Origin of the sequence: Thermodesulfobacterium commune DSM 2178, from assembly GCF_000734015.1 — a bacterium.
In the GTDB taxonomy this organism is placed as follows: domain Bacteria; phylum Desulfobacterota; class Thermodesulfobacteria; order Thermodesulfobacteriales; family Thermodesulfobacteriaceae; genus Thermodesulfobacterium; species Thermodesulfobacterium commune.
Genome location: NZ_CP008796.1, coordinates 909647 through 933648 on the forward strand (window position 1 = coordinate 909647; position 24002 = coordinate 933648).

The window sequence follows — 24002 nt, forward strand, 5'->3', positions numbered from 1 at the left end:
CTCGCTCCATCCTCCCATGTGGCAGAGGCTTAGGAAGCCTAACCAACTTATTGGGAGTTGAGGGACAGGGGGACAGACTCCTCTCGAGGCTTTTAAGCCTAAGAGTTATGGAGTCCTTGTCCCTCTTTATTTTGTTGTTGTCCATATTATTACTATACAACGCAACATATATTAAGCAAAAACTAACATAAAAATTGCAGGAGGAGATTAATATGGAAGATAACTTTAAGATAGGTATCATCGGTGGAAAAGGGAAGATGGGAGAATTTTTTGCAAGGTTCTTTCAAAAAAAGGGGTATTATGTGCTTGTATCAGATAAAGATACTCAACTTAATAATCAAAGCCTTTTGCAAGAAGCTAAAGTTATCCTTATCTCTGTCCCTATGTCTGTGTTTCCGAAAGTAGTAGAAGAGATTGCAGAGTTTACTACTCCAGAACACTGGATATTAGATGTGTGTTCTCTTAAATTAGAGCCTTATAAAATAATGAAAAGTTTGCTTAAAAAACCTGAGGTGTTGGCTACCCATCCCCTTTTTGGTCCTTATGAGACCTCGCTAAAGGGAAAAACCATAGCCTATTTTCCGATACGAGGTAAAAATCTTTTAAACTGGTTCATCAAGGTTATGTCTGAAGATGGGTTAAGTTTAATAAAAATCTCTCCCAAAAAACACGACCAGATTATGGGATTAGTTCAGGTATTAAACCACTTTTGGTTGGTATTGTTAGGAAACATCATAAACCATTCAGGTTTTCGCCTTGAAGAAATAGTCTCTTTAGCCACCCCAAGTTTTCTAAAGCAACTTGAAATATTGCAGAGATTAGCCTATCAAGACGAAAAACTATATACCAAAATACAGGTTGATAACCCTTATGGAAAACGGTTTAGAACTCTTTTTTACAGAGAGTGTAAAAAATTAATCAAGGCTTTAAACTCTTCTGAGGCTCAAGTTTTCTTTGAGACTAATTTTAAAGAAGTAAAAACCTTAGCTAAAACCTTAGAAAATCTTTTGAAAAGTTCTCATCCTCACTAAATAAAGAAGTAAAAACCCAAAGGCTATCATTCCTAAGCAAAGAACCTGTCCCATCGTCATCCAACCAAAAATAAGGTCAAAACTCTGGGCAGGTTCTCTTAAAAACTCAAACAAGAAACGTAAGACTCCATAGCTTATTAAAAAAATAGCAAACTTTGTCCCTGGAGCCCATTCTTTTTTTCTTAAACTCCAGAGAAAAAGAAACAACAAAAGCCCGGTCACTAACCCCTCATAAAGCTGCACAGGATGGCGAGGTAAAGACCCTCCTTCAGGAAAAACCATACCCCAAGGTAAGGACGTAGGTTTTCCATAAATTTCTCCGTTGATAAAATTACCGATCCTCCCCCAAAAAAGCCCTATAGGAGCACACACCGCTATCAAATCAGCCCACCATAAAAAGGACTGCCCTTTACTCTTTACATAACCATACCCTACTACCAACGCACCTATCAATCCTCCGTGAAAGGACATCCCTCCTTTCCAAATAGCTATTATCTCCCATGGATGGGTTAGAAAATAATCAGGATAGTAAAAAAAACAAAAACCTAAACGGGCACCGAGGATTAATCCTAAAAAACTGTAAAAAAGAAGGTTTTCTAAAAAGGGATAAAGATGAGTAAGGTTTCTTTCTTTTAATTGATACCTTGTGAGAAAAAGCACACAGAAAAAACTTATAACATACATCAACCCATACCAACGGGCTTCAAAAGGGCCTATTTTAAAGATTACTGGGTCAATTTTTGGATGTATAAGCATCGCAAAGATCCTTTATCACACATTCTTCACATTTAGGTTTTCTGGCTAAACATACCTTTCTTCCATGAGCTTGCAAAAGATAAGGGAAAATAAACCACTCTTCCTTAGGGACTATTTCCATCAGCTCTTTTTCTATTTTTTCTGGCTGATTAGCTTTCACCAAACCAATCCTCTGAGAAAGTCTTCTAACGTGAGTATCAACAGGAATGCCCTCTACTATTCCGTAAGCGTTAGCCAACACGATGTTGGCTGTTTTCCTTGCAACCCCAGGTAGTTCTAAAAGGGCTTCCATCGTCTTAGGGACTTCTCCATTATACTTTTCTACAAGGATTTGGCAAGCCTCTTTTATGTATTTTGCCTTTTGCTGATAAAAACCTGTACTTTTGATATCTTCTGCAAGTTCCTCTAACGAAGCTTTAGCAAAATCCTCTGCTGTCCGGTATTTTTGAAAAAGTTTTGCCGTTACCTCGTTTACCCTCTCGTCAGTACACTGTGCAGAAAGTATGGTAGAGATTAAAAGTTGTAAGGGATTTTCAAATTTAAGGGCTATCTTAGCGTCTGGATATAAATTTTTAAGTCTTTCTATCACCAGTTTTACCTTTTGTTTAACGTCCATCCAAAGAACCTCCTATTTGTTTAAGCCCTTGCATAAGGTTTTGATAAAATACCTTTTTTTCTTCCTCTGAAAGAGGTGATATGTCACTTTTAAAGCCAAGGTTTAACTTATTTTCTACCTCTTTAGCCCTTTCAACAAGCCTTGCACTTAAAGAACTTTCTAAGGTTTCTACAGCGTTAAAAAATCTTAACAATCTCAAAAACTGTCTTTCATTAAAAGTAGTTTCTGAGGAGGACCCTTTTTCTATAATCTCTTCTGCATCAAGGATAAGCTTTTTCAAACGGTCAAGAAGGGGTATCTGGATTTGTTTTCTAAGTTGCTCTTCAAGCATCAAAAACTCCCAAGCTATTCTTAAAAGGTCTGGTGATTGAAAATCTTTATGCAGTAAGATGTCTCGGAACCAAAAGGAAAACTCTTTACGTAATAGGTCTACTAGGAACATAAAATCAAATTCTTGCCGATTAAAAAGAGTTTCTAACTCTTCTAAATCAACCTTTAAGGCTTTAAATATTTCTGGTAAACTCTGTTTTTTATAAATATGAAGTAACGCCCAAAAAAAGAATCTTGGCTCAAAGCCTACACCTTTTTCTTCGATAAAAAAACTATTTTCACTTTTTACAAACTCTTTAAACAGCTCTTTTATCCATTCTAAGGTATAAAACTTCATCTGTTAGCCAAGACTTTTTTAATCTCTTCTTTAATTTTACTAACCTCTGGTGTTTCAGAAAAACTTCCTTGGGCTAAAAGTTCTTTTCCTCCTCCTTTAAGCCCCAGAGGTTGCAAGGCTCTAAAAAACTTAGATGCAGGATGTTTATTACCCAGGTCTTTGGTAACCATACACAAGGCTAAACTACCCTTTTCCTTTTCTCCTATCAGGAAAATCACACAAGAACCTAACTTATTCTTAAACCAATCCCCTATTTCCCTTAAGTCTTCCATTTTTTCGGTTTTAAAAGAGGAAACCAATACTTTTATACCTCCTACCTCTTCTACCTCGGAAAGTTTTTGTTCTAAATCTTGTTTCAAGTCAAAACTCTTTAGACGTTTAAGCTCCTTTTCTTTTTCTTCTAAAAGTGTAAGTAAGGCTTCTACTTTTTTCTCTAATTCCTTAGGAGAAGTCTTAAGAAGCTGAGCAAGGTTCATCAGACGTCTTTCCTGATTTTTTACCCATTGATAGGCCTTCATACCAGCTACAGCTTCTATTCTTCTTATACCTGAAGCCACACTACTTTCTGAAACAATTTTTACTAAACCTATCTCACCTGTGTTCTTAACATGAGTCCCACCACAAAGTTCGATAGAAACATCACCGATTTTAACCACCCTAACCACATCTTGGTATTTTTCCTCAAAAAGAGCGATTGCTCCTATAGCTTCTGCTTCTTCTTTATTCATCCACATAAATTCTACAGGATAGTTCTCTAACACCCAACGGTTGACAAGCTCCTCTACCTGGTCTATTTCCTCTTGGGTCAAACCAAAAAAATGGGTAAAGTCAAAACGCAAGCGTTCTTCTTCTACCAACGAACCAGCTTGCCTTACATGGGGGCCTAAAACCTTTCTTAACGCTGCATGTAAAAGATGAGTAGCGGTATGATGCTTAGCGATATGGGCTCTTCTTTCTGTGTCTACCTTTAACTGAACTTCTTCGTTTGGTTTAAGTATCCCTTCGATTAGTTTTACTTTATGATAGATCAGGTCTCCTACTTTATACACTTCTAAGACTTGAGCTTTACCTTCTTTACCAAACACCCATCCTTGGTCATAAACTTGACCACCGCCTTCTGGATAAAAAGGAGTAACGTTGGTAATCAAATAGTAAATCCCGTTTTCTTTTTCTAAACCTAATATCTTAGCTGAAGCTTCTAACGTATCATAACCTACAAAAAAGGTTTGTACTCCTTCTTTAGCCTTTTCTTTAATAAATTCAGGCAATTTTTCTAAAGCACCTTTCCAGCTTTTTCTGCTTTCTTCTCTTGCCTTTTCTCTTAATTTTTCAAAGCCCTCAGTATCTAAGGTAAAACCCATCCCGATGGCATAGTCTCTCACCAAGTCATAGGGAAAACCATAGGTATCATACAACTTAAAAATTAAATCGCCTGGTATGAGATTGACACCTTTTTCTTTAAGTTGAGCGACTTCCTTTTCAAGGATGTTAAGCCCTGTCTCAAGGGTTTCTAAAAATTTCTCTTCTTCAACCCTGATTACCTTTTCTGCAAATTCCTGACCTTGTAAAACTTCAGGATACACCTCTTTATATTCTGCCACCACAGAGGGGACAATCTGGTATAGGAAAGGGTCTTTTAAACCTAAAAGGCGTCCAAACCTTTCTGCCCTACGAATGATCCTTCTCAACACATATCCTCTTCCCTCGTTAGAAGGAACTATCCCTTCAGCCAAAAGAAAGGTAGCAGCCCGAATGTGGTCTGCTATGACCTTAAAGGCCACTTCAGTTTCTTTATTCTCTTTAAAGGCTTTGCCTGTGATCTCTGAGATCTTATCAATAATTCCTTTAAAGAGGTCGGTATCATAGTTAGAAGGAACCCCTTGAAGAACGGCGGTTATTCTTTCAAGTCCCATACCTGTATCAATACAGCCTTTAGGAAGAGGTTTTAACTCTCCCTTTTCATTTCTTTCGTATTGCATAAAAACCAGGTTCCAAATTTCGAGAAATCGATCGCAATCACAACCAGGGCCACACTGAGGAGACTGACAACCAAAACCTTCTCCTTGGTCAAAAATGATTTCTGAACAGGGACCACAAGGCCCTGTATCTCCCATCATCCAGAAGTTATCTTTTTCTCCAAGTCTTACGATTCTTTCTTCAGAAAGCCCTGCTATCTTTTTCCATAACTGGGCGGCTTCATCATCCTCTTTGTATACAGTTACATAGATTCTTTCTTTAGGCAGTCCTAAAACCTGAGTAATAAATTCCCAGGCATAAGAAATGGCTTCTTCTTTAAAATAATCTCCAAAGGAAAAGTTACCGAGCATTTCAAAAAAAGTATGATGCCTTGCGGTATATCCTACGTTTTCAAGGTCGTTATGCTTACCACCTGCCCTCATACATTTTTGACAAGAAGTAGCCCTTTTATAAGGCCTGGTTTCTTCTCCTAAAAAGACCTTTTTAAACTGAACCATCCCTGCGTTAGTAAAAAGAAGAGTTGGGTCGTCTACTGGGATCAAAGGAGAGCTAGGAACAACCTCATGACCTCTTTCTTTAAAAAACTGCAAAAACCTTTGTCTAACCTCAAAACCTTTCATCTTATCACCTCGTCTGAACTTTTAAACCCTTTCCATCTTTAAAGGTTCTATTTTAGAAGTTTTTTAGCAATTTTCAATAAAAATCAAAAAAATTTTCCTTGTTCTTGCTTTATTTTAAAGTTATAGTAAATTTTTGTGAAAAGTTAACAATCTATGAGGAGTCAACTATCAGGAAATAGGATTTAAGCATGAGAACCCTCGCAAATAGAAATAAAATTTTTAGAGTTAAAACTCAAGACAGGATTAAAATAACTTCCTTTCTTGCAAAGTCCATAGATCACCCTTATGAGCTTATTCATCACCGCTACCATTGCTTTCTTATAGCTCTTAAACTCCTTCTTCTTGCGCAAAAAATACTCCCTGAAATAAGAATTCCAGGTTACTACTCCTACTGCCATCTGAAAAAGAATGTTTCTGAGCCAGGGACTTCCTTGTTTAGAAATACTCATGTTTATCCTAAATTTTCCCGACTGTTTTATTACTGGGTCAGTGCCAGCATATTTTATAAGTTTTTTGGCATTGGAAAATCTGTTCACATCCTTAACTTCAGCGATAAAATGAACTGCAAGTTTTGGAGAAATTCCCCTGATAGAGGAAATGAGCTTTATTTGTTGGTTTTGGTCGTGATCTATTTCTTCAAGGAGCATATTTTCAAGTTTTTGGATTCTTGGTTCGAGGAAGAGTATTTTTTCAATATAGAAGATGAAGGTTTGGGAAAGATAGGGGTTGTGGATGCCGATAGATTTTTTAGCAAGGTTTATGATCTCTTGAGGGGAGAAGGAGGGTTTTCTTGCTTTGGAGGTAGAATTGATGATAGAGGCGATATCATCTGTAGAAGCCTTTTTGAGGTAGGAAGCACCGGGGTATTTTAGGAGTATGTTGAGAAAGGAAAAGGAGAAGATGTTTAAGTGTTTTTCAACTTCGGGGAAGAGAACAGAGAGGGCGTATTTGATTTGGGTTTTAGCTTCAGAGAGTTCTTTTTTGAGTTTTTGGATAAGGCGGGAGAGGTTTCTCAGGTGATGGTCAGGTGGGAGAGGGTTAAGGAATTGAGGGTTAGTTTGAGCAAAAAGAGCAAGGAGTTTAGCGTCTTTGGTATCAGACTTAGAGGGGTTGTTTGCGGAGAGGAACTGGAAGAACCTGTGAAGGATTTTTGGGTTGATAACAAAAGCTTGAATATCATTAGCAAGGAGAAAGTGATAAAGTGGGAGGAAGAATCTTCCAGTAGATTCCATGACTACGATAGGTTTAGGGTATTGTTTAAGGATGGAGAGAAGCTGAGAGAAACCTTCTTGAGACATAGGGAGGTGTTTGGAGAGGATAAAGGATTGTTGATGGAGGACAGCGATATTAAAAGTGTCTTTAGAGACATCAATACCGACGAAGTAATTCATGGGAGCACCTCCTTGTGTGGTGTTGTTGGTATAGTAAAAGTCCCTCGCTCCATCCTCCCATGTGGCAGAGGCTTAGGAAGCCTAACCAACTTATTGGGAGTTGAGGGACAGGGGGACAGACTCCTCTCGAGGCTTTTAAGCCTAAGAGTTATGGAGTCCTTGTCCCTCTTTATTTTGTTGTTGTCCATATTATTACTATACAACGCAACATATATTAAGCAAAAACTAACATAAAAATTGCAGGAGGTCTTACTATGCTTGTACAAAATTTTTTATTTACCTCAGAATCAGTTACAGAGGGACATCCGGACAAGGTAGCAGATCAGATTTCTGATGCCATCTTAGATGCCATCTTAGAAAAAGACCCTTATGCCAGGGTAGCTTGTGAAACCTTGGTTAATACAGGAATGATCCTTATAGCTGGTGAGATTACTACAGAGGCCCGCATAGACTATCCTACCATCGCCCGTGGAGTAGTAAAGGAAATCGGTTATAACCATTCTGATCTAGGATTTGACTATCAGACCTGTGCGGTTCTTATCAGTATAGATAGACAAAGTCCAGATATAGCTATGGGGATTGATCGGGACGGAGAGATAGGAGCTGGAGACCAAGGTCTTATGTTTGGGTATGCTTGCGATGAAACTCCTGATTTTATGCCTATGCCTATCTGGTATGCCCATAAATTAGCCATGAGACTTGCTGAGGTTAGAAAAAAAGGCATCCTTCCTTTCTTAAGACCAGATGGTAAAACCCAAGTAACTATACGTTATGAGATGAGAAAACCAGTGGACGTTCATACTATAGTAATAGCAGCCCAACACGACCCAACAGTTACTCTTAAAGAATTAAGAGAAGCCATCATGGAAGAAGTAATCAAAAAAGTCATCGCCCCTGAACATTTAAAACCAGACACAAAGATTATCATCAACGGGACAGGTAGGTTTGTAATAGGAGGTCCTTTGGCTGATTGTGGAATGACTGGAAGAAAAATTATTGTGGATACCTACGGAGGAAGGGGACATCACGGAGGTGGTGCCTTTTCTGGGAAAGACCCCACAAAGGTAGATAGAACCCCTTCTTATTATGCAAGATATGTGGCTAAAAACCTGGTTGCTGCTGGAGTGGCTAAAGAGCTTGAAGTACAAGTAGCTTATGCTATAGGAGTACCAGAACCTTTAGCCATCAATGTTAATACCTATGGCACCGAAACTATTCCTGTAGAAAAAATATTAGATATTATCAACAAACTGTTTAACTTTAGACCTAAGCACATGATAGAGTATCTCAACTTAAGAAGACCTATTTTCAGAAAAACTGCCTGTTATGGACATTTTGGCAGAAATGAACCAGAGTTTACCTGGGAAAAATTGGACATGGTAGAAAAGATTAAAGAACTTGCTGGTTTTGATAAATAGAACGTTGTAAGGAGGGTTTCAAATCGATGGAATATCATGTTAAAGATCTAAGTTTAGCTGATGAAGGTTTAAAGTTGATAGAATGGGCTGAAATGGATATGCCTGTTTTAAGACAAATAAGGGAACATTTTGCTAAAGAAAAACCTTTAGCTGGGATAAAAATAGGTGCTTGTTTACATGTGACCACTGAAACAGCCAACCTTGTAAGGACTCTAAAAGAAGGAGGAGCTGAGGTATTTTTATGTGCCTCTAATCCTCTTTCTACTAAAGATGAAGTAGCTGCAGCCTTGGTAAAATATTTTGACATCCCTGTTTTTGCTATTAGAGGAGAAGACAGAGACACTTATTATTCTCATATAAACGCTGTGCTTGACCAAAAACCACAAATCACCATAGATGACGGAGCAGACTTAGTAAGTACCCTTCACAAAGAAAGACCAGAGCAGGCTGAAAAAGTTTGGGGAGGAACAGAAGAAACTACAACTGGAGTTATCAGGCTTAAAGCAATGGCTAAGGAAGGACTTCTTAAATATCCTATCATCGCGGTAAACGATGCCTTAACCAAACATCTTTTTGACAACCGTTATGGCACAGGGCAGTCAACCCTTGACGGCATCTTGAGGGCTACTAATCGGTTACTTGCCGGTTCGGTGTTTGTGGTTTGTGGTTTCGGTTGGTGCGGGAAAGGTCTTGCGATGAGAGCTAGAGGAATGGGGGCAAGGGTGGTGGTTACAGAAGTAGACCCTCTAAAAGCCTTAGAAGCGGTGATGGAGGGTTATCTGGTAATGCCCTTAGATGAAGCCGCTGAAATAGGAGACTTTTTCTGCACAGTCACCGGTAACAAATCAGTCATCAGAAAAGAGCACTTTTTAAAGATGAAGGATGGTGCTATCGTCTGTAACTCCGGACATTTTGATGTAGAAATAGACCTTAAGTCCCTAAGAGAAATTTCTACCCAGGTAAGAACCATCAGAAAAGAGGTAGAGGAATATACTTTAAAGAACGGCAAAAAAATCTACGTGCTGTCTCAGGGAAGACTGGTCAATTTAGCCGCTGCAGAGGGGCATCCTTCTGGGGTTATGGATATGAGTTTTGCAAACCAGGCTTTATGTGTGGAATATATAGTAAAGAATCATAAAACGCTACAAAAGACTGTTTATTCCGTCCCAGAAGAAATAGACAAAAAGGTGGCTAAGTTAAAGCTTGCAGCCATGGGAATTAAAATAGACACCCTTACTCCGGAACAACAAAAATATCTTACCTCTTGGGAGGAAGGGACCTAAGTCTTGTTTACAGGACTGATAGAAGGAGAAGGTAGGATTATCTCCCTTCTCCCGGAGAAGGGGGGGTTAATTATAGAAGTGCAAACTTCTTTTATGTTGGAAGACACTAAAATCGGTGATAGTATTGCAGTAAACGGCGTTTGTTTAACGGCTATAGAGGTAAAACCCAAAACCTTTAAAGCCCATATTTCTCCAGAAACTCTAAACAGGACCACCTTTAAATACAAAAAACAGGGTGATTGGGTCAACCTTGAGAGAGCCTTAAAAGTAGGCGACAGGTTAGGAGGACACCTTGTTTCTGGGCACATAGACGGAATAGGGAAGGTATTAAACATCAATCCTTTAGGTGATTTTTATCAAATTTTAATCGAAATACCTGAGGCTTTAGCAGTTTATTTAGTTGAAAAAGGATCTATTGCCGTAGACGGAATAAGTCTTACCATAAACAAGGTAAAAGAAAACTCCTTTGAACTTATGATCATCCCTCATACCTACCAGGTAACCACCTTGAAATACCTGAAGCCTGGAGATTTAGTCAACATAGAAATAGACATGATAGCCAAGATGGTACATAAATGGCTTTCTCCTTACCTAAACCAGCAAGAAAAAAAATCGCAGCTTTCGTTAGAATTTCTAAAACAACATGGGTTTTTATAACCATCATCCTATAAGGGGGGTAGCTATGAAGGTCAATCCAGAATTGGAAATTGTAGAGGAGTTAGCTAAACAAATATTAGTTGCAGCAAGGACTGCTCCTAAAGCCAAAGGGGTAGATGATTTGGTTTTTGGTTTGATTACTGATCCTGAGGAAAGAGAAAAACTTGCTCAAGAGATGGAAAAAATCGCTGAAGAAAAGGGCGCAGCTTTTAAATTTTTTAAAAGAGATGCAGATAACGTCAGAAATTCTGATGCAGTTATCCTTATCTCCCTTAATTTTAACAAACCCTTAGGGTTAGATTGTGGTATATGTGGTTTTAGGTGTGAAGAGCTGGTAAAACAGGAAAAAAGCTCGCTTGATTTTGACGGACCTGTATGTGGAATAAAGCTTTTAGACATGGGCATTGCCTTAGGGTCTGCTGTAGCCAAGGCTAAAGACCTTTGTGTGGACAACAGGATCATGTATACGGTAGGAGTTGCAGCCAAACGGTTAAACTTGATAAAAGGCACCGTAATCATGGGAATACCCTTAAGTGTAAAGGGGAAAAACATCTATTTTGATAGGCCCCCTGTAAAATAAACCTCTAATGGCCTTAAAAACCAAGATAAAAATCTGTGGGTTAACCCGCAGAGAAGATATACTGTTTTTAAACCGATTTCCTGTAGATTATGTAGGTTTTGTGTTATACCCTCGATCTCCAAGGTATGTGGGAGAAAACCTGAAACACCTCTTAGGTTATGTAAGAGAAGATATCCAAAAGGTTGCAGTATTGGTTAATCCAACCTATGAAGAAGCAAAGGCAGTTTTAGACACAGGTATTGATTTAATTCAACTTCACGGGGAAGAAACCGTTGAGTTTGCTAAAAAAATTGGTCTTTCCCGTGTTATCAAGGCTTTTAGAATAAAAGATAAGGTAGAGTTAGACCTTATTGCCCCCTGGGAAAAGGCTTATGCGATCCTTACGGATACGTTTGTAAAGGGTGTACCAGGGGGCACAGGAAAAACCTTTAACTGGAGTTTAGCCAAGGTGTTGGTAGACCATGGCTATAAAGTCTTTTTAGCAGGAGGAATAACCCCAGAAAATGTAAAACAAGCTATTTTAACCGTAAGTCCCTATGCTATCGACCTCTCATCTGGAGTAGAAATTTCCCCTGGAATCAAGGATTACGCAAAAATAAACAATCTTTTTAGACAGTTAGAAAATTAATTATTTTTTAAACTACATAATAACCTGCAGAAGCTACCGATACCGCTGAGCCTTGTCCAAAGGGAACAAACTCTTGATGATATAACTTTAACTCACCTTTGGCCCTTAACTTGTCCATAATCAGTTTAGTAAGACACAGAGTAGAAAGACCGCATACCTTTAAAGGTAGAGACTGTTTGGCTTTTTCTAAGAACTCGTCTTTGGTCCCATTGAAAACAAGGTTTAAAAGGGTTTCATCGTTTTTTAAAGCTTGCTTAGCATGTTCTTCAGAGACTTCAAAGGGGTCTCCATATCTTAAACCAAGATGACAAAAATCTATCCCTAAGACTAAGTAGGTCTTCCCATCCTCCATAAGCTGAGCTAATCCTTCAGCAAACTTTTCTGTTAACTCTGGATTTTCAAAAAGAGTAGGCATAGGACCTACCAACACAGGTAAAACCATAAACTGGTCTTTTAGGAGATAATGTAAAAATAGAGCTTGAAACTCTATAGAGTGTTCTAAACGGTGAGCTATATGGTCTGGAAATACCTCTAATTTTTTAGAAGTTCTTAAGAAAAACAACCCTCCTCTATCGTTTTTGATCAGACCAAAAGGGGTGGCCACGTCTTTAGTAAGCACGGAAAAAGGAAGGTCTAAGTGATGTCCCACCCCTAAAATAATTACCCTCGAGCCAGGTGGTATTTTAAACCTGCTATAACTTTCTGCATAAGACTTAGGAGCTGCTTTTATATCAATATGAGGAGCTATCAAAACCTTAGGTGGTTTACCATCCTCAGAAGACCCAAGTTTTAAAATGTCTTCTATAAAAAACTTAGCCTCTGCCGCAGACAAAGGATAGGCAGAATTAGCATGTGCCATAGCCCTAAAAGGATAAGAAAACCATCTGGAATAGGCCTTTTCTTTGATTTCTTCAAAAGTTTTAGACCACAAAAGCCCTTTTTCATCCAAAAACTTAACTATTTTAACTATTTCTTCCAAAGGGATTATTTGACCAAACTGTTTAGTAGCCTCAGACTGAAGGTCTCTTAAGTCGTTTTGTCCGTTCATCAAAGCAAGTAAAAAAGCAAGATACTGAGGCACTACCACCAGTTCATCTATAAACCCTAAAGGGTCTCTTAGTAGAAAAACAGGTTGGCCTTCTTGCTCAGCAGGTATTACATCTACATACCTTAAAATAGGTTTAAAATCTACAGGATATTCTAATTCCATTACTCTACCTCTCCGAAATCTTGTAGGGTAAGGCTTTCACAGGCCTGTTTAACCCTATCTATGGCAGCATAAAATTCTTCTTCTATGGTTCTCACTCTTACACCAAAAGCCTTTTGTACCGCTTTACGGACAATCTCTCCTTTAAGAAGGGCATTATCCCACCCAAATTCAGCATATTTTTGGTTAACCACCTGATTTAAATCTATCAAAGCTTGAGCTCTTCTTCTTCTCTCTTCTACCGCCTCTTTTAGAGGTTTTCTTAAAAACTCGTCTATTTTAGATACAAAACTTTCATAAAAACTTGCAGGAAACTTAGGGTCAAACTCTTCTATCGCAAAACCAAAGGTAATATACATAGGGTCTTTAAAATAGGTAAACAACTCTTCTTCTATCAGATTCTCATCTTCTTTTAAAAGTTCCTGGTACAGTCTATATGCTTGCTTAGACTTTTCTTTAACGTTTGGTGGTTTCTCGGTGTTAAACTCTAAGATATGATGATACAAACTTTCATCTACAATTATCCCCACTATTTCTCTTGCCCCTATATCCCGCATAGCCTCCAAACGATGTTGACCATCTACTACATAATATTTTCCATCTTTATGCACCACCACGATGGGAGTTAAAAAACCCAATTTTTCTATAGCTAGCTCTAAATGTTTCTTTAAGCTTTCTGAAAGGTCGCGTTGAAAAGGTGGTCTATGAACTTCTTCTATTCCAAAGACAGCCAAGGTAAGGGGTTGTTTTTTTACAGGATCTTCAAAGGTAGCTATCTCTCTCATATCCTCACCTCTTAGAAACTTCTCTTTTTAGTCTGCGTTTCTTCTAAGAAATGTCGGGATATCAAGCACATCAGTATCTTCTAAAGAATCTTCTTCTAATTTGGCAACTTTTTCTCTCTCTTCTCTTCTTTTTACCCCTTCTTCTATGTTAACAACCTTCCCGTTTTTCTCTTCCTTTTTAGTAGATTCAAGCCCTGTAGCAATCACCGTAACCCTTAAAACCTCTCCTAAAGATTCATCAAAGACTACACCTAAATATACCTTAGCATCTGGATGGATCTCCTTTGAAATCATACTGGTTATTATTTGAGTTTCATGGATGGTAAAATTTTCAGGGTTAACGCTTATGTTAAGTAACACCCCTTTAGCCCCTGAAATAGAAACGTCTTCTAAAAGAGGGCTGTAGACTGCCATCTGGGTAGCTATTTCTGCCCTACCCTCTCCTGCGGCTTCACCCATACCCATCAAAGCCATACCTCCGCTATCACTCATCACCGCCTTAACGTCTGCAAAATCAAGGTTTATATAACCTGGAGAAAGAATAAGGTCAGAAATACCTCTTACTGCATAATATAATACATCATCGGCTTTTTTAAACATCTCTGCCAATCTTTCATGGGGAGAACCAAGGGTAAGCAACCGATCGTTTGGAATGGTAATTAAAGTATCTACAAACTGAGAAAGTTCTGCCAACCCCTCCTCAGCTATTTTAATCCTATGCCTTCCTTCAAAAGAAAAGGGTTTGGTTACTACTGCTACAGTAAGAATTCCAAGCTCTTTACATATATTAGCTATCACCGGAGCTGCACCAGTTCCCGTACCTCCTCCCATACCTGCTGCAATAAACACCATATCTGCATCTTTCAAAACATCTCGGATCTCTTTTTCGCTTTCTTCTGCGGCCCTTTTACCTATTTCTGGTTTTCCACCTGCGCCCATTCCATTGGTAAGTTTTTTCCCCAACTGAATCTTTATAGGAGCTGGATTCAGCTCAAGCACCTTGTAATCTGTATTAGCTACTACAAACTCTACCCCTGAAAGTTTATTTCTAATCATATTAGCAACAGCATTCCCTCCAGCACCACCTACACCTATTACCTTGATGTTAGGTTGTAACTTAATTTCTTCTTCTATCAACTCAAAAGGGATGCTCATATCTTAGCCTCCTTTTAAAAATTTTTTTATACCTTGTTTTATCTTTTGTAAAATACCTTCTCTTTCCTCTTTACCCTCGGACCTTTCTCCATACTTGTATGCATAAAGCAACATACCTACCGCGGTAGAAAACTGAGGATGATAGACCTCTTCAGTGAGACCATAAAGTCTTACAGGATAGCCTACACGAGCAGGTAAATCAAACATCTGGTCTGCTAAATAGACCAAACCAGGTATAAGGGAAGAACCTCCAGTAATTACCATTCCACTTCCTATCTTAGACTTAAAATCAAAACCTTTAAACTGACTTAAAACCTCTTTTCGAAGCTCATTTTCTATCAACTCAAAAAGCTCTTTAACCCTAGGTTCTAAAATCTCTGCCAAAAACTTTTTACTTACTTTTCTTGGGGGGCGATTACCGATACCTGTTACCTCTAAGATCTCCTCTTCCTCCACAAGTTCTCTTAAACAAACCCCTTTTTCTATCTTAAGCCTTTCTGCTTCTTTTCTCGAAGTTCTCAGCCCAACCGCTAAGTCGTTGGTTAAGTGTTCCCCCCCTACTTGAATAGAAAACACCCCTCTTAAAACGTTATCCCAGTAAATCACTACATCTGTAGTTCCACCGCCAAAGTCTAAAAGCACTACCCCCAATTCCTTTTCTTCAGGAGTCAAAACTGCTTCAGCTGAAGCAAGTCCCTGGAAAATAACGCCATCTACATCTAAATTGAGATTTTCAAAACATCTAAGTAGGTTCTGCAAAGCAGAACGATTACAAACTATAAGTTTTACATGAGCCTCTAACCTTACCCCTGTCATCCCAACAGGCTGTAAAATCCCTCCTTGCTGGTCTAAAATATACTCCTGAGGGATAACATGCAAAATCTCTGTTTCAGGGGGGAGATTTAAATTCTGAGCTGACCTAAGGACCTCCTCTACATCCTCTTCTGTCACACACTTTTGTCTTAAAGCTACCACACCCATCCCAGAAATAGTTCTTATATGAGACCCAGCTATACTCACATAAATACTTCCTATGCCTATTTTGGCCTGAGATAAAGCCTTTTCTATAGCATTTTTGATACTCTGTGTTGCTTCATCGATGTTTAAAACCATGCCTTTTTTTAACCCTTGAGAAGGAGCTATACCAATTCCAGTAACCCAAAGTTCTCCTTCTCTCTCTTCTCCTATTAAAGCACATACTTTGGTAGTCCCTACATCTACTACCAAAATTCCTGTCTCTTTACCCATCTTAATCACTCCCTAAATTTGATTAAGGCTTGCCCTAAAGGATAGTCTAACCGAATCAATTCTACTTTTTCTGTCTGTCCGTTTTCATAAAGATAGGCCATTATCTTATCGAGGTTCTTATAAAAATAAACCCAATCTTTTTCAGAAACTAAAGGGAAATAAATCTTAATCTGATTTTTGGTAACCATAATCATCTTGTTGTCTTCCAATACAATTTTAGCAATGTTTTCATAAACCGGCAAATAGTTCTTGTTGTTTTTTAACCAAGAAAGAAATTCAAAAAATTTATCTTTCGATACCTCGCTTTTTAACTCTAAAACAGGGTAAAAGAAATAATCTTCTGGTAAAATGCCTTCCATAATCACGCCTTTTTTATCTATTAAAAACCCTTTATTATCTTTTACTATGATAGCCAAGGGTTCTCTTTCCTTGATCACCAATTCTAAAGTACCAGGTAAACACCTAACAATCGTTACCTCTTCTATGTTTTTGTTAGCCAGTATCTGCTTTCTTAAATCCTTTAGTGAGATAGCAAAAAAACGCTCACCCCCTTTAAGTCCTGTAAGCTTGATGATTTCTTCTTTACTTACCCTTTTGGTAGGACTGACTTTAATCTCTTTTAAAACAAAAAGATCTGTAAAATAAAGTAAATAAACAACCAACCCTACCAAAACTAAAAAACTTATAATTCCCCAAAATACTGGTCTTTTTAGCAAACTAAAACATCTCTCCATTTTCTATTCCCAAAAATTTTACCTCAGGTTCTAACTTTACCCTAAATTTTTCCCATACCTTTGTTTGAGCCAACTTCATCAATTCTAACACATCTTTAGCCTTGGCTTTACCTAAATTTACGATAAAATTAGCATGTTTCTTAGATATCTCTGCTCCTCCTACCTTATAACCTTTCAAACCACAGGCCTCTATCAACTGACCGGCATAGTAACAAGGAGGGTTTTTAAACACCGACCCAAAAGTTCTTTTAGAGATCGGTTGGGTAAGTCTCCGTTTGTTTAAAATCTCTAAAACTTTTCTTTTTACTACCTCTTTTTCACTTTTTTCAAGCTTAACCTCTATTTCTAAAATAACCCCCTCTTTTTTAAACCTTCTATAACTCCAGTCCTCCTCACTAACTTCACAATAGACTAAATCCCCCTTATGGTAAAGTAGGACTTTTTTTACTACCTGAGAAATACTTCTTCCAAAGGCCCCTGCGTTCATCCTAACTGTCCCACCTATGGTTGCAGGAACTCCTGCTAAAAACTCCATACCAGAAAAACCCTTTTTAAGACATAAACTTATAAGCTCATTAACCCCTGTTCCAGCTTTGACCTTCAAAACTACCTCGTCTTTTCCCTCACTTAAAACCTCAATCCCTTTTAATCTTTTTAAACTAATCACCACCCCTTTAAACCCTTCGTCTGCAACCAAAAGATTACTTCCTCCACCCAAAATATAAAAAGGTGTCCCTGTATTTTCCAAAAACTCTAGTAGTTTTACTAAAACCTCCTTTTCTTTGGGAAAAACCAAAAGATCGCAAGGTCCACCTATCTTTATGGTAGTATAGGAAGCCAACGGCTCGTTTTCTAAATAGAAAATTTTGTTTTCTTCTAAAAATTCTCTAATTTCTTGCCTCATCTTTTTCTAAGAGTAATTTGTGGATTTTATAAACGTTCCCTGCTCCCATAGTAATAACAACCTGGTTTTCATCTAATATATCTTCAAGAAGCTCTTTTATGTTATCTAAGTTTTCTACAAAAAAGGTAGGTTTTCCTCCTCTAAGATTTTTTAGGTTTTCAAAAAGGATATAACCTGAAATCCCAGGTATAGGTTTTTCACTTGCAGGATAAATCTCAGTTAAAACCAAAATATCAGGTTCTTTTAAGGCTAACAAAAACTTATCCCATAAAAACTTAGTCCTGGTATAACGGTGGGGTTGAAAAATAAGCACAAGCTTTTTATCTTTATAAACCTTTCTTAAGGCTTCAAGAGAAGCTTTGATTTCGGTAGGATGATGCGCATAGTCATCTATCAGGACTGCTCCTTTCCAAACACCTTTAAACTCAAGCCTTCTTCCTGCTCCTTTAAACTCTTGTAAAATTTCTATCACCTGTTTAATCGGAAGACCAAGCTCTAAAGCTACCCCTATAGCAGCTAACGCATTACACACATTATGTTTACCAGGGATAGAAAGTCTCATCTGTCCTAAAAACTTTTCCTGAAACACAAGCTTTACTAAAGGATAACCTTCGTCCTCTTCTATAACCTCTGCCCTCAACTGATTTCCTGACGAAAAACCATATAGTAAAAAAGGTCCTGCAATCTCTCTAAGTACCTCTTTTACCCCTGGATCGTCTCCACAGATTATAACCCGTCCCTCAGGAGAACATTTTTTTATAAAATTGATAAAAGCCTTTTTGATAGCGTTGAAGTCTGCATAAAAATCCAAATGTTCTACGTCGATGTTGGTGATTACCTCTATGTAAGGGTTATAACATAAAAAGGAACCGTCACTCTCATCAGCTTCAGCCACCAAATAATCTCCCTTACCTAAAACAGAATGGGTTTTGATGTTAGATATGATCCCTCCCACTATGACCGTAGGGCTTTTATCCAGTTTAAGCAACATTTCTGCTATCATAGAGGTAGTCGTAGTTTTACCATGAGAACCTGCTACCACAATACTTTTTGGATAAAGGTTCATCACCTCTGCCAACATCTGGGCCCGAGGAATAACCCAAATTCCCATTTCTTTAGCCTTAGAAAGCTCTGGATTGTCCTGAGAAATCGCCGAGGAATAAACCACTATATCTACCTTTTTAAGGTGGTCTTCATGGTGTTGGTAATAAACTTTTATCCCTTGTTTCTCTAACATTTCGGTATATTTACTTTTGTTAAGGTCGCAACCACTGACCTTATGTCCCAAAGAGTGCAAAACCATAGCTAAGCTGCTCATTCCTACGCCGCCTATCCCTATAAAATGTATCCTTTTAGGCCCATCTTTATGACCAAAAACCTTAAACATTAGCCAACCTCTCAAGCTCCTCGATGATGATCTTTTCTGAAGAAGGGACAAAAAAACTTTTCATAGCTTCAGCCATCTCCTGTAGTTTTTTCCTATCGTTAAGCAAATTCTTCAAAACCTGTAAAACTTTATCTGGGGTCGCCTCTTTTTGGTCTACAACCACCGCCCCTCCTTTTTCAGCCACCCTCAAGGCATTCTTCTTTTGATGGTCTCGGGTAGCATAAGGGAAAGGAATAAAAACAGCTGGCAATCCCACGGCAAAAAGCTCAGCCAAGGTGGTAGCCCCAGCCCTTCCTAAAAACAGGTCTGCCTGAGAATATGCCCAACCCATATCCTCTATAAACGGAAAAACCCTAACCCTTTCTTGCCAATCCTTAGGTATTGTTTTATCGTAAGCATTTTTAACCTTTTCGTATTCCTCCATCCCTGTTTGATGAAAAACGAATAAATCTTTAAACTGGATCAGCAGTTTAGGCATAATTTCTAAGGCTAACTCGTTAATAAACCTCGCCCCTAAACTACCTCCTAAAATCAACAACCCTAAACCTGTATGTTCCTTAGGCCTTTTTGTCAAGATAGACTTTCTGACAGGATTTCCTGAAAAAACTACCTTTCCCTTAGGGAAAGACTTTTCGCTACCTGGGATACTTATAAAAACCCTGTCTACCAGGTAAGAAAGTATTTTATTAGCCAGTCCAGGCTCTACGTTTTGCTCATGAAGGGCAGTAATCTTGTTTTTTATTTTTCCTGCGATCACCACAGGGAAAGAAATATACCCCCCGGTAGCAAAAATAATATCTGGATTAAGATGGTTTATTAACCGGTAAGACTGAAATATCCCTTTTACCATCTTTAACCCAGCCCTAAACTTATCTAACATCGACCTTCCTAAAAATCCTTCTACGTCAAGTTCATAAACTTTAAAAGGCCTATTTTTAAGTATGGTCTTTTCTATCTTTCTTTTGCCAGAAACAAAACAAATCTCTTTACCCAACCTCTGCAATTCTTCTGCAACCGCTATCCCTGGGAAAAGATGTCCTCCTGTTCCTCCGCCTACAATCAACCACCTCAATGGTATACCTCGTCTATTTCATTACCTTTAAGAAAAAGAGGGGCATATTTAAAAACCAAGTCTCTAAAAACCTCTCCTCTTTCTTCATAGTTTTTAAACTGATCAAAACTGGAACAAGCAGGAGACAATAGCACACAATCTCCAGGTTCAGCTAATTTTAAAGCAATGGCTACAGCCTGCGCTAAGTTTTCGACAAGATAGGTTTCCACTACCTGGCCTAACTCTTCAGCTATCACATACCTTGCCTCTCCCATCAACACCAAAGCCTTAACCTTTTGTTTAATATAAGGAATTAGAGGACTATAAGAGGCTCCTTTATGTCTTCCTCCCATGATAAGGATAAATCTACCCTCAAGCCCTTTTAAAGCCTGTAAAGTGGCATCTACGTTTGTGGCCTTAGAATCGTTGATAAAAATCACCCCTCCCAAAGAGGTTACATACTCTATCCTGTGGGGGAACCCCTTAAACTCCGTTATCAGTCTTTCAACACTTGAAGGAGAGGCCCCCATAAGACGTGCTCCTAAACTTGCAACTATATAGTTTAACTTATTATGTAAACCCAATAACTTAAAACCCTTAAAAGAATATACCTCTTCTTTATCCCCTATCCTTAATACAAATTGGTTTTCATCTTTCAAATAAACTTGAGCTGTCTTTTCTTCTTTTTCAGAAAAAAAGCAGACCTTCCCCTTCACCAAGTCCTGAAAATGAGAAAACCAAGGTTCGTTTAAAGGAAGGATGCTATAGTCTTGAGAGGTTTGATTTTCAAAAAGCCTATACTTGTAATAGGCATACTCTTTTTCTGATTCATATCTCTCTAAGTGGTCGGGGGTAATGTTAAGCAAAATTCCTACCTTTGGTTTAAACGTCTCTATGGTTTCCAACTGAAAGCTGGATACCTCAAGTACGATTTTGTCTACCTCGGTTTCACGATAAACCAGTTCTGAAAGGGGGATACCATAATTTCCGCCGGTAAACACCTTATATCCTGAAAGCTTTAAAAGGTCAGAAACCATAGCGGTAGTAGTAGTTTTCCCGTTGGTACCGGTAATAGCTATAACTTGCTCTTTATTTCTTAAAAACTGCCAGGCAAGTTCAAGCTCACCTAACACCGGGATATCTTTTTTCAAACATTCCTGATAGACCTCTCTTGGAACCCCTGGACTTACGACTACTAAATCGGATTTCAAAAAATCTTCTATTTCATGACCTCCAAACTTAAACTCCACCCCTTGGGTTTCAAATTTAGAAATCAAAGAGGGGTCAAATTTTTCTCTGGGGTTGGTCTCAGAAACCAAAACCTTAGCCCCTTTTTTGAGTAAAAGTTTAGTAGCAGCCTGTCCACTTTTTCCAAAACCGATAACTACTACCTTTTTTCCTGAGATTTCCATTATCTTTCACCTACCTAATTTTTAAAGTACTTAAAGCTATAAGCCCAAAAATCAACGAGATAATCCAAAACCTTACCACTACTTTATTCTCTGGCCAACCTAAAAGTTCAAAATGATGATGTAACGGTGCCATCTTAAAAATCCTTTTTCCATGGGTAAGCTTAAAATAAGCCACTTGCAACATCACAGAAAGCGCCTCCATCACAAAAAGAGCTCCAGCTATCACCAACAAAAATTCCTGTTTTACTAAAATAGCGATAGACCCCAACCCTGCCCCTAACCCTAAAGAACCTACGTCTCCCATAAAAATCTCTGCTGGATAGGAATTATACCACAAAAACCCCAATCCCGCTCCTATAAAGATGGCACAAACGATAGCTAATTCACTGGCATAAGGTATGTAAGGTAATAAAAGATAGGTAGCAAACTTTATGTTACCTACAACATAACTTAACACGCTGTAAACTCCAGCCACTACTATAAAAGGTACTATGGCTAAACCATCAAGTCCATCTGTAAGGTTCATTGCGTTAGAACTCCCAAGAATCACCAACATGCTAAACAGAAGATAACCAATTCCTAAATCTATAATCAGGTTTTTGAAAAACGGAAAAACCAACTGCGATGAAAAACCAAGCCCTTTAAACGCTATAAAATAAAACAGGCCTACCAACACAATCTGAAAAAGGATCTTTTCTCTGGCTCTAAGCCCTAAATTTTTCTTTCTTTTTATTTTTAAGTAATCGTCTAAAAACCCTATCAAACCAAACCCTATAGTAACCAAGAGCACTAACCATACAAAAGGATTAGAAAGCTTACACCAGAGAATACAACACACCAGTATAGCAAAAAGCACCACAGTCCCCCCCATCGTAGGGGTTCCTGTCTTTTTTTTATGATGAGAAGGACCTTCCTCCCTTACTATTTGCCCAAACTGTTTGAGTTTCATAAACCGAATAAAGGGTGGCATCAAAAAATAAACTAAGAAAAACGAGGTTATCGCACCACAGATCATCCTAAACGTAATATACTTAAACACATTAAACAACGAAAAATAATCGGTTAAAGAGTACAAAAATTGATAAAGCATTACTCAAGTTCCTCCAAAAGTCTTTCTACCACCCTCTCAAGCCTCAACCCCCTTGAGCCCTTTACTAAAATAGCTGTGTTTCCAAAGAATAGGTCTTTAATCCTCAAAAATTTAAGAGCTTCTAAAAATTCCTCTGTGGTTGTAAAGACCTCACAGGGCTTTGGAGAAAAGGTAGCTGCATAAAATTTAGCATTTTCCCCTATAAAATAGGCTTGATCAGCTACCTGTTTAGCCAAATCTCCTACCTCTTCATGATATCGCTTGCTCTCAGGCCCTAATTCTAACATGTCTCCTAAGATAACTATCTTTTGAGGATAATCTGAGAAGCTTCGTAACCACTCTAAAGAGGCTTTCATAGATCCAGGGTTGGCGTTATAAGTATCGTCTATTATCAAAAACCTTCCTTTTTTATAACACTTAGCCCTTTGATAAAGGGGCACTTCCTTTTCTATCTTTTCTGCGATAGAATCTAAATCTAAATTAAGGCTTAAACCCACAGCTATCGCTGCAAGTAGATTTAAAACATTATGTTTCCCTATTTGAGGTAAGATTAATGACTTTTTATGGGTTTTAAAAGCTATCTCTACCTTAAGCTTGTCTTTATCTAACTCCAAGTTTTTAGCCCTTAAATCAGCTCCTTCCTCAAAACCAAAGGAAATTTTTTCCTGTTTAAAAACTTTTACCTTTTCTCTTAGAGGTTCTTGGTCATAGAAATAAACCAACTTTCCGTTAAGGTCTGTATTTTTAAAAATAGATAATTTTTCTTCTAAAATCCCTTCTAAAGACCCCAGGCCTTCTAAATGGGCAGGATACACGCAGGTAATCACTGAAACCTGAGGAAAAACTATCTCTGACAAGCGAGCGATCTCACCAGGAGCATTTGTCCCAAGCTCTAAAACACCTACCTCAGTGCCTTCTTTCATAGAAAGGATAGAAAGAGGAACTCCTATCAGGTTATTATAATTGGCTAAGTTTTTGAATGTCTGGAAAAATCGAGATAAGATTTCAAAGGTAAGTTCTTTGGTGGTGGTTTTACCACAGGAACCGGTGATAGCTACTACCACGCAGTTCAGTTTTTTTCTCCAAAATTTTGCAAAATCCCCTAAAGCACTTAGTGTATCCTTTACTAAAATAACAGATATGGTTTTAGGTAAGTCTTCTAACCTAAAACCTGAAGAAAATCGAGAAATAACCAATCCCTTTGCCCCTTTTTCTATAGCCTCTTTCCAAAAATCATGTCCGTCAAAGTTTTTCCCTTTTAAAGCCCAAAAGAGATACCCTGGCTTAATGATCCTGGTGTCAGTCGAAATCCCTCTAAAACTCGAGCCCATGTCTCCGTTTAACAACATCCCAGAGGTAGCTCTTATGATATCTTCGGTAAAAAACACATTTTCTACATTCATTT

22 protein-coding genes are annotated in these 24002 nt (G+C 38.2%); 6 read left to right on the forward strand and 16 right to left on the reverse strand.

Annotated features, from left to right (window positions below):
- Window positions 1-212: 212 nt before the first annotated feature.
- Window positions 213-1031, forward strand: a complete 819-nt coding sequence (locus HL41_RS04535) for a prephenate dehydrogenase/arogenate dehydrogenase family protein (RefSeq protein WP_038062900.1) — start codon at window positions 213-215, stop codon at window positions 1029-1031.
- Here HL41_RS04535 and lgt read toward each other — a convergent pair.
- The 5 genes from lgt to HL41_RS04560 all read right to left on the reverse strand — a co-directional run bounded on the left by lgt (window position 996) and on the right by HL41_RS04560 (window position 7058).
- A complete protein-coding gene (gene lgt / locus HL41_RS04540; protein ID WP_038062897.1) occupies window positions 996-1787 on the reverse strand; it encodes a prolipoprotein diacylglyceryl transferase in 792 nt (263 codons plus the stop codon). The genes HL41_RS04535 and lgt overlap by 36 nt on opposite strands.
- Window positions 1765-2403, reverse strand: coding sequence for an endonuclease III (gene nth / locus HL41_RS04545; RefSeq protein WP_038062895.1), 639 nt, complete (start codon window positions 2401-2403; stop codon window positions 1765-1767). Before nth ends, lgt begins: the two co-directional genes overlap by 23 nt.
- Window positions 2393-3070, reverse strand: coding sequence for a hypothetical protein (locus HL41_RS04550; RefSeq protein ID WP_038062893.1), 678 nt, complete (start codon window positions 3068-3070; stop codon window positions 2393-2395). The genes nth and HL41_RS04550 overlap by 11 nt, the downstream gene beginning before the upstream one ends.
- Window positions 3067-5667: an alanine--tRNA ligase gene (alaS, locus tag HL41_RS04555; RefSeq protein ID WP_038062890.1), complete on the reverse strand. Its 2601-nt coding sequence runs from the start codon at window positions 5665-5667 to the stop codon at window positions 3067-3069. Before alaS ends, HL41_RS04550 begins: the two co-directional genes overlap by 4 nt.
- Before the next feature lie 182 nt (window positions 5668-5849).
- Window positions 5850-7058: an IS110 family RNA-guided transposase gene (locus tag HL41_RS04560; protein WP_038549624.1), complete on the reverse strand. Its 1209-nt coding sequence runs from the start codon at window positions 7056-7058 to the stop codon at window positions 5850-5852.
- A gap of 254 nt (window positions 7059-7312) precedes the next feature.
- Here HL41_RS04560 and metK point away from each other — a divergent pair, with 254 nt between their 5' ends.
- The 5 genes from metK to HL41_RS04585 are packed head-to-tail and all read left to right on the forward strand — an operon-like array spanning window position 7313 to window position 11624.
- Entirely contained in the window at window positions 7313-8476 is a 1164-nt protein-coding gene (gene metK / locus HL41_RS04565; protein WP_038060605.1) for a methionine adenosyltransferase, read from the forward strand.
- Window positions 8477-8502: 26 nt separating this feature from the next.
- Window positions 8503-9759, forward strand: a complete 1257-nt coding sequence (gene ahcY, locus HL41_RS04570; RefSeq protein ID WP_038060607.1) for an adenosylhomocysteinase — start codon at window positions 8503-8505, stop codon at window positions 9757-9759.
- A gap of 3 nt (window positions 9760-9762) precedes the next feature.
- Window positions 9763-10416: a riboflavin synthase gene (locus HL41_RS04575; RefSeq protein WP_038060609.1), complete on the forward strand. Its 654-nt coding sequence runs from the start codon at window positions 9763-9765 to the stop codon at window positions 10414-10416.
- A 25-nt stretch (window positions 10417-10441) separates the two neighbouring features.
- Complete coding sequence (locus tag HL41_RS04580; RefSeq protein ID WP_038060776.1) at window positions 10442-10996, forward strand: ferredoxin domain-containing protein; 555 nt, start codon at window positions 10442-10444, stop codon at window positions 10994-10996.
- Window positions 10997-11003: 7 nt separating this feature from the next.
- Window positions 11004-11624: a phosphoribosylanthranilate isomerase gene (locus HL41_RS04585; protein ID WP_038060611.1), complete on the forward strand. Its 621-nt coding sequence runs from the start codon at window positions 11004-11006 to the stop codon at window positions 11622-11624.
- A 7-nt stretch (window positions 11625-11631) separates the two neighbouring features.
- Here the strand turns inward: HL41_RS04585 and amrB are convergent, their stop codons facing one another.
- From amrB to HL41_RS04640, 11 genes are read right to left on the reverse strand one after another with little or no spacing between them, the layout of a single operon-like run.
- On the reverse strand, window positions 11632-12834 hold the full coding sequence (amrB, locus tag HL41_RS04590; protein WP_038060612.1) for an AmmeMemoRadiSam system protein B: 1203 nt from the start codon (window positions 12832-12834) through the stop codon (window positions 11632-11634).
- Window positions 12834-13616 (reverse strand): ParB/RepB/Spo0J family partition protein, encoded by a 783-nt coding sequence (locus HL41_RS04595; RefSeq protein ID WP_038060613.1) that lies wholly within the window; start codon window positions 13614-13616, stop codon window positions 12834-12836. The genes amrB and HL41_RS04595 overlap by 1 nt, the downstream gene beginning before the upstream one ends.
- 27 nt (window positions 13617-13643) lie before the next feature.
- On the reverse strand, window positions 13644-14771 hold the full coding sequence (gene ftsZ, locus HL41_RS04600; protein ID WP_038060614.1) for a cell division protein FtsZ: 1128 nt from the start codon (window positions 14769-14771) through the stop codon (window positions 13644-13646).
- Window positions 14772-14774: 3 nt separating this feature from the next.
- On the reverse strand, window positions 14775-16019 hold the full coding sequence (gene ftsA, locus HL41_RS04605) for a cell division protein FtsA (protein ID WP_038060615.1): 1245 nt from the start codon (window positions 16017-16019) through the stop codon (window positions 14775-14777).
- A gap of 5 nt (window positions 16020-16024) precedes the next feature.
- A complete protein-coding gene (locus HL41_RS04610; RefSeq protein WP_038060616.1) occupies window positions 16025-16753 on the reverse strand; it encodes a cell division protein FtsQ/DivIB in 729 nt (242 codons plus the stop codon).
- Window positions 16737-17657 carry a UDP-N-acetylmuramate dehydrogenase gene (gene murB, locus HL41_RS04615; RefSeq protein WP_038060617.1) on the reverse strand — a complete coding sequence of 307 codons (921 nt, stop codon included), beginning with the start codon at window positions 17655-17657 and terminating at the stop codon, window positions 16737-16739. Before murB ends, HL41_RS04610 begins: the two co-directional genes overlap by 17 nt.
- Window positions 17641-19044 carry a UDP-N-acetylmuramate--L-alanine ligase gene (murC, locus tag HL41_RS04620; RefSeq protein ID WP_038060619.1) on the reverse strand — a complete coding sequence of 468 codons (1404 nt, stop codon included), beginning with the start codon at window positions 19042-19044 and terminating at the stop codon, window positions 17641-17643. The genes murB and murC overlap by 17 nt, the downstream gene beginning before the upstream one ends.
- Window positions 19037-20107 (reverse strand): undecaprenyldiphospho-muramoylpentapeptide beta-N-acetylglucosaminyltransferase, encoded by a 1071-nt coding sequence (gene murG / locus HL41_RS04625; RefSeq protein WP_158506222.1) that lies wholly within the window; start codon window positions 20105-20107, stop codon window positions 19037-19039. The genes murC and murG overlap by 8 nt, the downstream gene beginning before the upstream one ends.
- A 5-nt stretch (window positions 20108-20112) precedes the next feature.
- Window positions 20113-21507, reverse strand: a complete 1395-nt coding sequence (gene murD, locus HL41_RS04630) for a UDP-N-acetylmuramoyl-L-alanine--D-glutamate ligase (RefSeq protein WP_038060621.1) — start codon at window positions 21505-21507, stop codon at window positions 20113-20115.
- A gap of 10 nt (window positions 21508-21517) precedes the next feature.
- Window positions 21518-22597 (reverse strand): phospho-N-acetylmuramoyl-pentapeptide-transferase, encoded by a 1080-nt coding sequence (gene mraY / locus HL41_RS04635; protein WP_022855691.1) that lies wholly within the window; start codon window positions 22595-22597, stop codon window positions 21518-21520.
- Entirely contained in the window at window positions 22597-24000 is a 1404-nt protein-coding gene (locus HL41_RS04640) for a UDP-N-acetylmuramoyl-tripeptide--D-alanyl-D-alanine ligase (protein WP_038060623.1), read from the reverse strand. Before HL41_RS04640 ends, mraY begins: the two co-directional genes overlap by 1 nt.
- Window positions 24001-24002 lie beyond the last annotated feature (2 nt).